This window comes from Microvirga tunisiensis, from assembly GCF_009296175.1.
In the GTDB taxonomy this organism is placed as follows: Bacteria; Pseudomonadota; Alphaproteobacteria; order Rhizobiales; family Beijerinckiaceae; genus Microvirga; species Microvirga tunisiensis.
In genome coordinates this window covers 15,162-28,904 of sequence record NZ_VOSK01000063.1, presented here as the reverse complement: position 1 = coordinate 28,904, position 13,743 = coordinate 15,162, and the positions used below count along the sequence as shown (strand labels likewise).

Here is a 13,743-nt window from a genome sequence, read left to right as displayed (position 1 = left end):
GCGGCCGCTCGGGCGGCAGAAGCGGCTCAAGGCGCTGCCACTGCCGGTCCGTCAACTCGTAACGTGTCACGTTGTATAAATGGGAACCCCAAGCTCCTCATGGAACCCCTTTGCAGACACGCCCTAGCCCTGCCTGTTCCAGCTCCGGACAAGCTGCTCCTGCTGACCGAGTCCCTCGATGCCCAGCCGAACACGATTGCCAGGACGCAGATACACGGGGGGTTTCAGGCCCATGCCGACGCCCGGAGGAGTGCCGGTAGCGATCACGTCTCCTGGCTGGAGGCTCATGAACTGGCTCAAGTAGCTCACCAGGAATGCCGCTCCGTAGACCATGGTTTCCGTGCTGCCATCCTGGAAGCGCTTTCCGTCTACTTCGAGCCACATGCGCAAATTCTGCGGATTCGGGATCTCGTCGCGTGTCACAAGCCAGGGGCCGAGAGGGCCGAAGGTGTCGGCACTCTTTCCCTTAGTCCATTGTCCTGAGCGCTCGATCTGAAAGGAGCGCTCGGAGACATCGTTGACGACGCAGTAACCGGCAACATGCTCGAGCGCCTGCGCCTCTTCCACGTACTTGGCGGCCTTGCCGATCACGATACCGAGTTCGACCTCCCAATCTGTCTTCTCCGATCCACGTGGAATTTCGATCCCGTCGTCCGGACCGCAGATGGCGCTCGTCGCCTTCATGAAGATGATGGGCTCGGGCGGAACGGCCATTCCCGATTCGGCGGCATGGTCGGAATAGTTGAGGCCGATACAGATAAACTTGCCGACCTGTCCAACGCAGGGGCCGATGCGCGGATCGCCCTCGACGCGCGGCAGAGTGGATGGATCGATGCTGCGCAGCCGCTCGAGGCCGGCGGATGAAAGCACATCACCCGCAATGTCCGAGACGATACCGGAAAGGTCTCGAATGTTGCCATTCTGGTCGAGAAGGCCGGGTTTTTCTTGGCCGGGAAAGCCGTAGCGCAGCAGCTTCATGGGACTTCCTTGCTCCTCTGAGCGTGTGGTGTGGAAAAATGAGTGATCTCTCGATCGAGAAGCAGCCTGCCTGGATGCTTCCGCTTCTGTTAATCGAGCAAAGTTGGATCGAACCTAACTTTGGGTGCGGGCTGAATCTGGTCTTCAATGTGCCTGAGCGTTGTCTGGTAATGCTCGACGAGTCGCTCGACAGCCAAATCGGTCTTACGGTCGAGGACGGCCTCCGTGATTCCGCGGTGCTCCTCCAAGGTATTCCGGTGGCGGTGGGACGATGCCACCGAGATGAAACGGTAGCGCTGCGCCTGATCCATCAGGTCCTTGCAGATCCCGATCAGGATCGAGGAGCCGCATGCAGCGATGAGGGCAAGGTGGAACGTCCGATGCCGTTCCTCCCAGGCAGGATTGGTGCTCGTATCCTGCTCGGACAGTTTCCATGGCGTACGCGAAAAGTGGTGGAAAGACACGACGATGCGCTCCTCCCAGGCTTGGTCGCCATTCCTGATGGATTCTTCGAGCGCCTTTCCCTCAAGCCAGCACCGGGTCTTCACCAACTCGCGCCAGCCTTCGATGCTGACAGGCGGCACGAAGAAGCCGCGCTGGTCCTTCCGCTCGACGAGTCCCTCGGACGAGAGACGGTTGAGGGCCTCACGGACAGGATTGAGGCCAGCTCCATACCGTTCGGAAACGAAGTCGATCAGGAGCTTCTGCCCTGGCCGCAATCCGCCATTGAGGATGTCCTGGCGAAGTCTCTCGTAAACCGAGGTTGCCGCAGTTATTTTTTCAATCTTGTTCATGATGCAACCCGCGCAGATTCTGGTTCCAAGCGGAATGTCCCGGCGGCCGATGAAGGTCAACCGCCGGGATACGCCTCCTATTGCGCAAGAGTCTCCTCTGTGACGCTCTCCTTGTGCCAGAAGACGAATCGGCGCTGAGCCCAGGCTACAACCCAGAATGTCGCCAGTCCAAGCAGGCTGAGGTAGATGATCAGCGAGAACACGCGTGGCGTATTGAGCTGAGCCGCCGCAACGCGGATCAGCTCGCCGAAACCCTTGCCGCCGCCCAAGAACTCGCCCACCACCGCGCCAACAACGACGAGCACGGCGGCGTTCTTCAGTCCGGAGAAGAAATGGGGCATCCCGATGGGGAGCTTCAGCTGCATCAGAGCCTGCCAACGGCTCGCCCCCATCGTCTTGAACAGCATACGGGCGTTCTGGTCGGCGGCATGCAAGCCTGCCGCCGTGCCCACGATGACCGGAAAGAAGGCTATGAAGGCGGCTAGGGCCACTTTCGATGCTATGCCGAAGCCCAACCATGACACGAAGAGAGGCGCAAACGCCACCTTCGGCATGGTGTTGATGGCCACGAGATAGGGCATGACAGCCCGCTCGCCAAATGCTGTCTCGCCCACGAGAACACCGAGGCCGAAGCCGAGCACGACAGCAATCACGAAGCCGAGGAGCACCTCCTGCGTCGTGATCCAAAGGGCCATGAGCATATAGTCGCCTGTCAGGAGATTCCTTCCGACGACGAAAAGATCCTCGATGGTCTCGAGCGGGGACGGAAGAATGATCGGCGAAACCAGTTCGATGAGATAGACGACCTGCCACACGATCAGGAAGCCAATCAAGAGCGCGAGCATCGATACCCAACGCGGAACCCGGTCGATCCAGGAGACGCGCTCGGCCCAAACTGTCTGTTCGGGGATAGCGGAAGCAACAACAACACCCTGTGCTTGCGTCATTGGAACGCTCCCTTGTCGAGATGGCTGCGGATGCGGTGGACGAGGGCGCCGAAACGTGGATCGGACATCATGTCCAGGGTCCTCGGTCTCGGCAGATCGATAGTAATCGCCTCGACGAAGCGCCCGGGCCGGGGCAACATCACATACACCACATCGGAGAGGATCACTGCCTCGGCAATCGAGTGTGTCACGAGGAACGACGTGGCATTGCGCTCCAGGCAGATCCTCTGCAGCTCCATGTTCATGAAGTCGCGGCTCAGTTCGTCGAGCGCGCTGAAGGGCTCATCGAGCAGCAGGACCGCAGGCTCGGTAATCAGCATGCGGCAGATCGCGGCGCGCTGAGCCATGCCGCCGGAGAGTTCGCTCGGATAGACTGTCTCGAAGCCCTTCAGGCCGACGAGATCCAGGAGTTGACGCGCCTGATCATGTTTGGCGCGGGCTGCCGCCTTACCATCCCGGATCTCGATTGGAAGCACGATGTTCTCGATGGTCGTCCGCCAGGGGAACAGAGTGGCTTGCTGGAACATCATGCCGATGTCCCGGCGCGGTCCCATGACCGGCTTGCCTTGAAGAACGACGCTGCCCGACGATGGCGGCTGCAGGCCCGCCATGATCTTGAGAAGGGTCGACTTCCCGCACCCGCTTGGTCCGATGACTGATGAGAAAGTGCCCTCCCGCAGCACCAGATCAACCTTATTGAGCGCTTGGACATTGCGTCTGGCGAAGGTCTTGCTCACGCCCCGCAGTTCAAACACCGGTCGGCCCAGGAAGCCGACCGGAGCAACAGCTTCTCCAGCCATTGAAAGTACCGCCATCACTTCGCACCCTTGTTCCAAGTGTCGACGAACTGGTTGGTATAGGCTGCTTTCAGATCTGGCAGCGGAGCCTTCAGAACACCTGAGGCCACAGCGCTCTTGTGCCAAAGCTCCCAGTGCTCCGGCGGCTGATAGCCCCAGCCCTTTGACTTATCGAACGGCGTGATGCGGTCCTTCACCTGCTCGAACAAGGCAGCCGACAGCTTGGTGTCCTCGCCCTCCTGCGGATTTCCGGCCTTGGTGTGCTGCAGGACCTTCTCCTTGTTCTCCGGCTTCAAGCCGAACTCCGTCGCCTGAACAAGGACACGGCCGAATTTCTCCACGGCCTGTGGGTTCTGGTCGATGAAGGATTTCATGGCCGCATAGCCGTTGCCAAAGTAGCTCAGATACTGCTCGGGCGTGATTTCCCGCAGATCGATCCCTCTCGTTTCCATGATGGCTGCATCGCTCACGGCAGCTGCATAGGCCTTGACGTCACCGCGCAGGAATGCCGCTGCCGCAAGACCGCCGTCGCCGACCGGCAGGAACGTGAAGTCCTTGCCCTCGCTCATTTTCAAATCCGTGAGGATGGCGCGGGTGAAGCCAACCTCGGCGCCATCGGCCGTGCCGACGCCGATCACCGCTCCCTTGAGATCGGCTGGCGACTTGATGGCAGATTTCTCGGGAACCACCACGCCGAAGACCGACTTCGCAAAGTGATTGTAGATGAAGACCACATCGACGCCGCGGGCTCTTGCGGCGAGAACCGGCGCCGGGCCGGGCTGGCCGATCTGCGCCTGACCAGCAGACATCGCCTGAAGAACCTGCGAAGACCCGTCGACGGCCTCGATCCTCACATCGAGCCCCTCCTTCTCGAACATCTTCTCGCCGACCGCGACATAGAGCGGGAAGTTGTTGACGGCCGATGGGTTTGGAAGAACGACCGTGATCTTCGTGGAGGCATTCTGCGCCCTGGCGACGCTCATCGCCCAAGGGGCGAGCGCAAGCGTCACAGCGAGACCGAGAGCTTTACTCATCTTCATCGACGTTTCCTCTCCTGCATTATGCTGCTCTTTGGCAATGCCTGCGTTTAACGCGGCGTCTCAATGATGTAAGACATCCGACTGAATGTCAAAAAATGTATGATCTTTATTCCAGTAACCTTTAATGTTGCAGTGCGTTAAAACCGGACGAGATGAAGCATCTATAAGTCATTGCTGATCTTTATTTTGCAGCGCAGCCAAATTACTGCACTTGCTAAGCAACTTGGTGACAGGAGTAGACTAAAGATCAACCGTACTTCGGACCAAGAAAATACATTTTATTTGCGATTCGGCCCGAATTCGGATGTTCTAGGCAGGTCCCATGAGAACAGACGCCACGAGGGAGGAAGAGGATAATGGACACAGATGCATGCGTGATCACGCCACCGGCTCGTGCCCTTCTGTCGGTCGCGAGAACATCTCAGAAGTTCCCGGTCCGGAGGATTTACTGCGTCGGGCGGAACTACGTCGCGCACGTCCGTGAAATGGGCGGAGACGAGGCACGCGACCCGCCGATCTTCTTCCAGAAGCCGGCGGACAGCATCGTTCTGGACGGAAGCTCGATCCCCTATCCGCCTATGACGAGGAACTACCATTACGAACTTGAGCTTGTCGTTGCGCTCAAGGAGGGTGGGCGCGATATCCCGGTCGCGGAAGCGCTCGACCATATCTACGGCTATGGCATCGGCCTAGACATGACGCGGCGGGATCTTCAAATGGATCTCGGCAAGAGCGGTCTGCCCTGGGAGGCAGGCAAGGCATTCGACCATTCCTGCCCCTGCGGTCAGATCTACCCGGTCGAGCAGGTCGGGCACATCCAAGAGGGATCGATACGACTGACAGTCGACGGAGAAACGAGGCAGGACTCGGATCTCAGCCTCATGATCTGGAAAGTGCCTGAGATCATCGCCAATCTATCGAAGTATTTCATGCTGCAGGCAGGAGACATCATTCTGACTGGCACTCCGGCCGGCGTAGGGCCAGTGGTGCCAGGAAATGAACTTGTGGGCTCAATTGACAGGCTCGGGACCCTAAGATGCGGTGACCGGCTGGCAGCCGAGCAGAGCACGCGCCTCCTCAGGCGTGGCGATCCGGTGACCGTGCCGCTCGATGGCAAGCACCGCATGCTCGACCAGTTCCGCATTGCTGGAAGCGAGCCGTTCCCTGGTGATGCGGATATTGTCCTCGAGCCCGGTGCGGACCGCGTCCGCCCCCCGGACGAGGGCCCAGTCCATGACCTTCGCCTGATGCCGGCCGATTCCGGCGGCGGTCCAGGTGGAATTCGGAAAGAGGTGCCTGGCTTCCTTGAGAAGAATGTCGAGCAGCCGCTCCTCCGCCGGCAGCGCATTCTGCACCCCCATGACGAACTGGATGTGCGGCTGATCGTCGAGCAGTTCCTTGTCGGCCAGACGCCTGGCGCCGTGCAGATGGGAAAGGTCGAAGACCTCGATCTCCGGGCGAATGCCGAGCGCCTTCATCTTGCCGGCCATCTCCTCGACCAGGGATGTGTGATTCTCGTAGACGATGGAGGGGAAGTTCACGGAGCCTGTCGAGAGCGAGGCCATATCGGGACGCAAGCCGAGGGCGGAGCTGCGCTGGCTCGGGTCACGCCCTCGCCCGCCGGTCGAGAACTGGATGATCATGCCCGGGCAATGCCTGGCGACCCCCGCCTGCACGGCGGCGAAGCGTTCCGGATCCGACGAGGGCGTCTCGTCATCGTTGCGCACGTGAATATGAACGAGGGTGGCGCCGGCCTCATAGGCCTGCTGGGTCGACTCGATCTGCTCGGCCGGCGTGATCGGCACAGCCGGATTGTCCTTCTTGCGCGGGACCGACCCCGTGATCGCAACGGCGATGATGACAGGCTTCACGAATTCTCTCCCGACCGGAATCCGGGCCGCATGGGCTCCACCCGCACATAGAGCACCACCCCGGGCAAGCGAGCCGAACAGGCGAAATTTCCACGCCGACCGCCGGGACCGTCGGCGCCGTCTGCCGCCCCTGAAAGGCGGCAGACGACGAGCCCCGAAACACGGCAGGCCCTGTTCAGATGGGGAAATGCTGCGGGCCCGTCTCGATGGTGATCCAGCGCAGTTCCGTGAATTCGGCGATCCCGGCCTTGCCGCCGAACCGGCCGTAACCGCTCGCCTTCACGCCGCCGAAAGGCATCTGGGCCTCGTCGTGCACCGTCGCGCCATTGATGTGGCAAATGCCGGAATCGATCCTGTGAGCCACCTCGAGGGCGCGGGTGATGTCCCGGCCGAAGACGGCGGCCGACAGGCCATACTCCGTGTCGTTGGCGATCCGCACCGCCTCCTCCACACCCGTCGCACGGATGACGCAGACGACCGGGCCGAAGGATTCCTCGCCGTAAAGGCGCATGGCCGGAGTGACATGGTCGAGCACCGTTGCGGACATGACGGTGCCATCGACCCGGCCGCCCGCGAGGAGCTTGGCGCCCTTGGAAACGGCATCGTTGACCAAGCCGCCGATCCGCTCGGCGGCTTCCACGCCGACCAGCGAGCCGAGGGCGAAATTGCCATGACGCGGGTTGCCGGCCTGGAGCGATTCCGCCTTTGCCGCGAGCTTGGCGACGAAATCGTCCGCCACGGCATTGTCGACGACGATGCGCTCGGTCGACATGCAGATCTGACCCTGGTTCATGAAGGCGCCGAACGCCGACGCCGCGACGGCGGCATCGAGATGGGCGTCGTCGAGAACGACCAGCGAGGCCTTGCCTCCCAGTTCCAGGAGCACCGGCTTCAGGAAGCGCGCCGCGGTCTCGGCGATGATGCGGCCGACCCGTGTCGAGCCGGTGAAGTTGATCCGGCGCACGGCCGAATGCGCGATGAGGGCCTCGATGATCTCGGGCGCATTTTCCGGCGCGTTGGTGATCACGTTGATGGCACCCGCCGGAAGGCCGGCCTCCCGAAGAACGGCTCCGATCAGGTGATGGGTGCCGGGGCAGATCTCGGAGGCCTTCAGCACGACCGTGTTGCCACAGGCGAGCGGCGTCGCGACGGCGCGGACGCCCAGGATGACAGGCGCGTTCCATGGCGCGATGCCGAGAACGACGCCGGCCGGCTGACGCACCGCCATGGAGACGCAGCCCGGCTTGTCGGACGGAATGATCTCGCCCGTGATCTGGGTCGTCAGCGATGCCGCTTCGCGGAGCATGCCGGCCGCGAGCTTCACGTTGAACTGCGCCCAGCCGGCGGTCGCGCCGATCTCGGTCGCCATCAGGTTCACGAACTCCGCTGCCCTGCCCTCGAGGAGATCGGCCGCCTTCAGGAGCACCGAGCGTCGGGCATTGGGGCCGAGCTTGGACCAGGCCGGGAAAGCCGCTGCCGCTGCGTCGGCGGCGGCCTGCGCATCGGCGACGCTCGCGGCCGCGGCGCGGCTTGCAACATCGCCGGTGATCGGATCCCGCCGCTCGAAGGTCGCCCCGGTGGAGGCGGCCACGTCACGATCGTCGATGAGAAGATTGATGTCCATCATGTCTGCTGCTCCGCGTTCAGCTCAATGGGAAGAATGTAGGTGTAACCGGCTTGGCATTGGGTTCGCTGTCGTTCGATGTTCCGCCGAGATAGGCGCGGCGCACGGCCGGGTCGTCGCGAAGATCCGCCGCGCGGCCTTCGCCGACGATCCGCCCTGTCTCGATGAGATAGCCCCGGTCCGCGATGGCAAGGCTCTGGCGCGCGTTCTGCTCGACCAGCAGGACGCCGACACCGCTCTCCCGAATTCGCGCGAGAGCGCCGAACAGCTCCTTGCACATGAGCGGCGACAGGCCGAGCGACGGCTCGTCCAGCAGCAGCACGTCCGGCTTCGACATCAGCGCCCGTCCGATCGCGACCATCTGCTGCTCGCCGCCGCTCATGGTCCGCGCCGTCTGGCCCAAGCGTTCGGCGAGGCGCGGAAACAGGGTGAGGACACGCTCCAGGATGTCCTTCTCGCTCGATCGGGATCGCTCGGATAGGCGCCGAGGCGCAGGTTCTCCCGGACGGTGAGATCGCCGAAGATGCCGCGCCCTTCAGGAACGAGCGCCAACCCGGCCTCGACGATCCGGTGAGGCGGCAGGAAGGAGAGATCCTGTCCCGAAAGCGTGATCCGTTTGCCTGGAAGAGACGGCACGATCCCGGCGATGGCGTTCAGCAGTGAGGACTTGCCCGCTCCGTTGGCGCCGAGAATGACGACGATCTCGGATCGGCCGATGCGCAGGTCGACTTGCTCGAGAGCGCGATGCAGCCCGTAGGCGACGGTGAGATTCGTGACCTCAAGCATCGGGATCTCCCAGATAGGCCCGGATGACCTCGACGTCGGCCAGCACGGAAGCCGGCGGACCGGCCGCGATCACGGTTCCAGCGCTCATCACCACGCATCGGTCGCACAGGGAACGGATGGCGTCCATGACGTGCTCCACCAGGATGATCGCGAGCCCCTCGTCGCGCAGCGAATGGATCAGGGCGATGCCGTCCTGCAGCTCCGAAGGGTTGAGGCCTGCAAGCCATTCATCGAGCAGGAGCAGCTTCGGTGCCAGAGCCAGGGCTCGCGCGAGTTCGAGGCGCTTCTGATCGATATAGGTCAGTTGGGACGCGGCGTGATCCACCTTGCCGCCGAGCCCGACCCGGCGAAGCAGCCGGATCGCCTCCTCCGTCGCGGCCTCGCCCCAGAGCGGCCTTTCGCGGAAGGCCAATCCGGCCTTCACGTTCTCCACGCAATCGAGCGACGGCAGCACGCGCACGAGCTGGAACGTCCGGGCGAGGCCGAGGCGGGCAATCTTGTGAGCGGGCAATCCGTCGATGGCTTTGCCCGCCAAGCGGATCGCGCCGGAATCCGGCTTCAGGGCGCCGGACAGGAGGTTGAGCGCGGTCGTTTTGCCCGAACCGTTCGGTCCGATCAGCCCGACGATCTCGGAAGGCCCCACCGTCATGCTCAGCCCGTTCACGGCAACGAGGCCGCCGAACCTGCGGGTCAGGCCTTCGACCTGGAGAAGAGCTTCGGTCATGCGGGTCTCCTGGTCCGCAGCAGGAGCGGCTTCAGCTTCGTGCGCTCGATCAATCCCGCAACGCCATTGGGAACGCCATAGACGATCAGCATGAAGACGAGGCCGAGAAGGATGCTGAAATAGTTCGGGAAATTCGCCCCGAGAACCTCGAAGAGGATGGCCAGCGGGACCACGCCGAGCAGCGGTCCCCACAGGCGGTGAGCCCCTCCCAGCAGCGCCATGATCAGGACCTGGAACGAGACCACCGGATTGAAGGCAATCGTCGGGTCGAGATAGGTCCAGCGCGGCGCCATGATGGCGCCCGTCAGGGTCATGAAGGCGGCGCTGACGGCAAAGAGCAGGAGCTTGGCGCGGGTCGTGTCGATTCCGCAGTGACGGGCGACCGTCTCGTCATCTCCGATCACGCGCAGGGCCAGTCCCAGACGCGAGCGCTGGATGAGCCATCCGACCAGGAAGGCCAGGCAGGCCAATGCGAAGAGATGCCAGAAGATTGATTCCTGCGTGATGTCGATGAAGACATAGCGCCCCATCGACTGGCTGACGTTCACCTCGAACCAGGTGACGAGCTGGCGGATCAGTTCGGCGAGGCCGAAGGTGAAGATCACGAAATAGACACCCGACAGCCGCAGGGTCGACAGACCGACCAGGACGGCGACGGCGATGCCGATGGCCGCTGCGGTGAGCAGAACCACAGGCCAGGGAAGAACTTCCCCGAGCACCGCGACCGTGTAGGCGCCGATGCCGAAGAAGGCGACGGTGGCCAGGGACACGTAGCGGGTGGTGCCGGAGAAGAGCGCCCAGGCGGTTGCGAGCACGAGTTGACTCAGGATGCCGATGGCAACGGCAAGATGGTAGCCGGAGCCCAGGAACGGGACCAGACCGAGCGCGAGCAGCGCGCCGGCAACGAGGAGAACGGGCATCGTGTTCGATCTCATCGGCCGGCCCTCCCGAAAAGCCCGGTCGGCCGGACGAGCAGCACCGTCAGAAACAGGATGAAAGTGGCGGCAAGCGTCAGTCCGGGATCGATGAGCCGCGCGACGAAGGTCTCGACCAGGCCCAGGAGCAGGCCGGCGACCAGCGCGCCGAGGAGGTTTCCGACACCGCCCATGATGACGACGATCAGGGCCTTCATCGTGAAGGCGACGCCCATCGCCGCATTGAAGGTCAGGAACATGCTGACCAGGACGCCCCCGGCCGCGCACATGGCGCCACCCAGCGCGAAGGCGAGGCCCGCGACCCTGCTGACGTCGATGGCAACGAGGCTTGCCGCCGTCGGATCGACGGCGACGGCCCGGATCGCGGTGCCCGTGCGGGTCCGCATCAGCGCCGTGTAGAGAATGAGGCTCAAGCCAACCGCGAAATCGAAGGCAATCAGCCGGTTCACGGCAATCGTCGACCCGGCGATGGTGATCGGGATCGAAAGGTAGGAATAGCTGTAGTACTGCCCGCCGAACAGCACGAAGGCGATGCCCTGCACGACGAACAGCAGGCCGAATGTCGCCAGAATGGAATCGACCTCGAGGGCATCCCTGGTCTTGGCGCGACGCACCAGAGGCATCAGCAATCCCTGGTAGATCAGCCAGCTTGCGATAAAGCCCGCGGGCAGCACCAGGAGCATTCCGACGAGCGGACTGAGCTCGAAACTCGTGAAAAGCACGTAGGACGCGAAGGCCGCGGCGATGAGAACCTCGCCATAGGCGAGGTTCATGATCCGCGCGACGCCGTATTGAAGCGTGAGGCCCATGGCGACAAGGGCATACATGCCGCCAAGGATCAGCCCGCCGAGAATGATGTCGACGATCAGCATGACGATCTCATGGGGCGCGGGTTACTGCTTCCAGGCGGGCTTGGGAGCAACGACCGGGCGGGCGCCTTCCTTGGTGGCGGGCGCAACGCCGTAGAACTCGCCGTTCTGCCACTGGCCGACGCTCCAGACGTCCTTGAGCAGTCCGCCTTCGAGCTTCACCTTGCCGATGACCGTATCGAACGTACCGTTCTGGAGTTCCTTGATCACGGCGGCCCGGTCGATCTTGCCGACGCGCTCGATGGCCTGCTGCAGGGCCTGGAGGCTCGCATAGGTGATCGGGCTCGCCCAGCGGTCCGGCTCGCGCCCGACGGCTTCCGTATGGCGCTTGAAATAGTCCTTGAGCGCCGGTGAATCCGCGTTCCAGCCGCCGATGCCGATCACGCCGTTGGCGTTCTCGCCGAAGCGCTGCTTGTAGATCGGGAACGCCGTGCCGACCCCGACGAAGAACACCTTCGGGTTGAAGTTGAGCACCTTCGCCGTGTCGGTCACGCCGAGGGTATCGGGCGGATAGCTGAAGGCGATGAAGGTGTCGGGACTGGCCGCCATCGCGTCCTTGAGGAGCGGCTGAACGTCCTGGGTGCCGGCGGGATAGGACTTGTCGTAGACGAGATTGAAGCCTGCCTTCTTGAGGGCGTTGCGGGCGGCAGTCGACAATTCGATGCCGAACTGATCGGAGACGCCGATCATCGCCACGTCGGCGCCGATCTTGCCCTCGCCCTTCATCCTGGTCAGGAGATCGACGAACGAGGTGGAGATCTCGGACGGCAAGCCCAGCCAGAACGAGGCGTTCGGCCATCTCTTCGCCAGTTCCGGCGCCCGGTCCGTGTTCGTGGTGACGGCGAGGTGCGGATAGCCCAACCGGTTCATGATCGGAGCGACCGCCAGATTGAGCCCGGTGCTCCAGGGCGGCAGGATGAAATCGACCTTGTCCTGGGTCGCCAGACGCTCGACGGCCTTCACGGCCTCTTCCGAGTTGCTGCGGTCATCGTACTCGACGATCTCGACCGGAACCCGCTTGCCGGACAGCATGATTCCGCCGGCGGCGTTCACCTCCTTCACCCAGAGCTGGTAGTTCGGCAGCGTGGTGATGCTGGCCCCGCCCGTGTTCGGGCCCGTCTTCGAGATCGCGTATCCGATCTTGATGAAGTTCTGGGCCTGGGCCGCAGCCCCGGCCACAAGGCAGCTTGCGGCAGCAAGCAGGGCGACGGCATGGCGCCGCGTCACATATCCGGTCATGGTTTCCTCCAGGGCAATCTGATCGAGGGCTCTCGTTTGGATTCGGCCCTTGGTATTGAAAGCTTACGCTGGCCGCCGGCCCTGGAAATTGGACAGATTTGGCGAAAGATTGTACTGAGCCGACATGCCTGAAGGTCTCGATCCGCGCTCTTCCTCCCCCAAAAGGCCGTCGAGTCGGACCGAAACGATGTGGACCGTACCGACGGCCGTGCTCCACGCCGAGCCGATCGCGTCCTCGTTATCGGAGCGCGAATGGGTCCTGCCGGGGGGCAAGGGGGAGCAGCGCACCCATGCGTTCCTCATCCTGTCGCGGGGAGGCGCCCTCCTGGGCGAGGAGGCCATGGAGCTGCCCTCGCCGTCCCTGCTATGGCTTCCGAGCCACGCTGCGCGAACCGTCCGGGTGAATGCCGGGGCCAGGGGATACATGCTGGCGGCGGATGACGACTTCCTGACCCGAACGATCAGCAGCGCTCCTGAAGGAGCCCTGCTTCGCCCAATGAGGAACCGGATCGTTCTGGTACCGGCCCACCTTCTGCAGAGCGGCGTCGAGGAAATCGGCCACTCCTTCCAGGCCCTAGCCCGGGAGGTGCGGGCTCCCGATCGGGGCTCCATGGCGATCATCGGCGCCCATGTGACGCTCATCTGCCTGCATCTCTGGCGCCTCGCTCAGGCGGAAGCGTCACCCGAAGCGGGCGTACGAGGCACGGGCCATCACGTGCTCCAGCAGTTCCGGCAACTGGTCGAGCTTCGGTACCGCGAACACTGGAGCATCAAGCGCTATGCCGATACCCTCGGTGTCACGGAGGACCGGCTTCGTGCAGTCTGCGTGCGCAATGGCGGCCATCCTCCCCGCTCCCTCGTCTATGACAGGATGGTGCAGGATGCCTGCATGCGCCTTCAGCAGATGGACGTGCCCGTCGAGCAGATCGCCTTCAGTTTAGGGTTCAAGGATCCGGGCTATTTCAACCGGTTCTTCAAAAAGCATGTCGGCATCCCACCGGGCACCTATCGCCGCCGCGCCAAGGCACAGTGGGCAGGCAGCGCGAGCTCCTATGCCGCGTGGCCTTGAATGGAAGGCAGTGGCGTATCCTTCTGGTATCTCATTCCAGAGACCTGCCAGCCTTTGATCTAGGTCAACG

Annotated in this window: 12 protein-coding genes and 2 pseudogenes; 2 read left to right on the top strand and 12 right to left on the bottom strand. The window is 63.0% G+C overall.

The genetic code is table 11. The features are described from left to right. Positions 1–123: 123 nt before the first annotated feature. The 5 genes from FS320_RS17040 to FS320_RS17020 form a co-directional block, all read right to left on the bottom strand. Positions 124–978, bottom strand: a complete 855-nt coding sequence (locus FS320_RS17040; RefSeq protein ID WP_152713023.1) for an ureidoglycolate lyase — start codon at positions 976–978, stop codon at positions 124–126. An 89-nt stretch (positions 979–1,067) separates the two neighbouring features. Further along, a complete protein-coding gene (locus tag FS320_RS17035; RefSeq protein WP_152713022.1) occupies positions 1,068–1,772 on the bottom strand; it encodes a GntR family transcriptional regulator in 705 nt (234 codons plus the stop codon). Positions 1,773–1,849: 77 nt separating this feature from the next. Further along, the gene (locus FS320_RS17030) at positions 1,850–2,719 is read right to left on the bottom strand and encodes an ABC transporter permease (RefSeq protein WP_152713021.1); all 870 of its coding nucleotides are present in this window, start codon (positions 2,717–2,719) and stop codon (positions 1,850–1,852) included. Beyond that, positions 2,716–3,534 carry an ABC transporter ATP-binding protein gene (locus FS320_RS17025; protein ID WP_244627190.1) on the bottom strand — a complete coding sequence of 273 codons (819 nt, stop codon included), beginning with the start codon at positions 3,532–3,534 and terminating at the stop codon, positions 2,716–2,718. Before FS320_RS17025 ends, FS320_RS17030 begins: the two co-directional genes overlap by 4 nt. Then, complete coding sequence (locus tag FS320_RS17020; protein ID WP_152713020.1) at positions 3,534–4,556, bottom strand: ABC transporter substrate-binding protein; 1,023 nt, start codon at positions 4,554–4,556, stop codon at positions 3,534–3,536. The genes FS320_RS17025 and FS320_RS17020 overlap by 1 nt, the downstream gene beginning before the upstream one ends. A 356-nt stretch (positions 4,557–4,912) precedes the next feature. Here FS320_RS17020 and FS320_RS17015 point away from each other — a divergent pair. After that, positions 4,913–5,599, top strand: a pseudogene (locus FS320_RS17015) (fumarylacetoacetate hydrolase family protein); the annotation flags it as partial. Here the strand turns inward: FS320_RS17015 and FS320_RS17010 are convergent. From FS320_RS17010 to FS320_RS16980, 7 genes and pseudogenes are all read right to left on the bottom strand, one after another. Continuing rightward, complete coding sequence (locus FS320_RS17010) at positions 5,588–6,427, bottom strand: 3-oxoadipate:acetyl-CoA acetyltransferase (protein WP_162003039.1); 840 nt, start codon at positions 6,425–6,427, stop codon at positions 5,588–5,590. The pseudogene FS320_RS17015 and the gene FS320_RS17010 overlap by 12 nt on opposite strands. 175 nt (positions 6,428–6,602) lie before the next feature. Next, positions 6,603–8,051 (bottom strand): aldehyde dehydrogenase, encoded by a 1,449-nt coding sequence (locus tag FS320_RS17005; protein ID WP_152713025.1) that lies wholly within the window; start codon positions 8,049–8,051, stop codon positions 6,603–6,605. A 19-nt stretch (positions 8,052–8,070) separates the two neighbouring features. After that, a pseudogene (locus FS320_RS49790) lies at positions 8,071–8,837 on the bottom strand (ABC transporter ATP-binding protein). Beyond that, complete coding sequence (locus FS320_RS16995; protein WP_152713019.1) at positions 8,830–9,561, bottom strand: ABC transporter ATP-binding protein; 732 nt, start codon at positions 9,559–9,561, stop codon at positions 8,830–8,832. Before FS320_RS16995 ends, FS320_RS49790 begins: the two are co-directional and overlap by 8 nt. After that, positions 9,558–10,496 (bottom strand): branched-chain amino acid ABC transporter permease, encoded by a 939-nt coding sequence (locus tag FS320_RS16990; protein ID WP_152713018.1) that lies wholly within the window; start codon positions 10,494–10,496, stop codon positions 9,558–9,560. Before FS320_RS16990 ends, FS320_RS16995 begins: the two co-directional genes overlap by 4 nt. After that, positions 10,493–11,368 (bottom strand): branched-chain amino acid ABC transporter permease, encoded by an 876-nt coding sequence (locus FS320_RS16985; RefSeq protein WP_152713017.1) that lies wholly within the window; start codon positions 11,366–11,368, stop codon positions 10,493–10,495. Before FS320_RS16985 ends, FS320_RS16990 begins: the two co-directional genes overlap by 4 nt. A 21-nt stretch (positions 11,369–11,389) precedes the next feature. Continuing rightward, complete coding sequence (locus FS320_RS16980) at positions 11,390–12,604, bottom strand: amino acid ABC transporter substrate-binding protein (protein ID WP_152713016.1); 1,215 nt, start codon at positions 12,602–12,604, stop codon at positions 11,390–11,392. 187 nt (positions 12,605–12,791) lie between these two features. On the opposite strand from FS320_RS16980, the gene FS320_RS16975 reads away from it, so the two are divergent. Next, complete coding sequence (locus FS320_RS16975; RefSeq protein ID WP_162003038.1) at positions 12,792–13,673, top strand: helix-turn-helix domain-containing protein; 882 nt, start codon at positions 12,792–12,794, stop codon at positions 13,671–13,673. Positions 13,674–13,743: the final 70 nt, after the last annotated feature.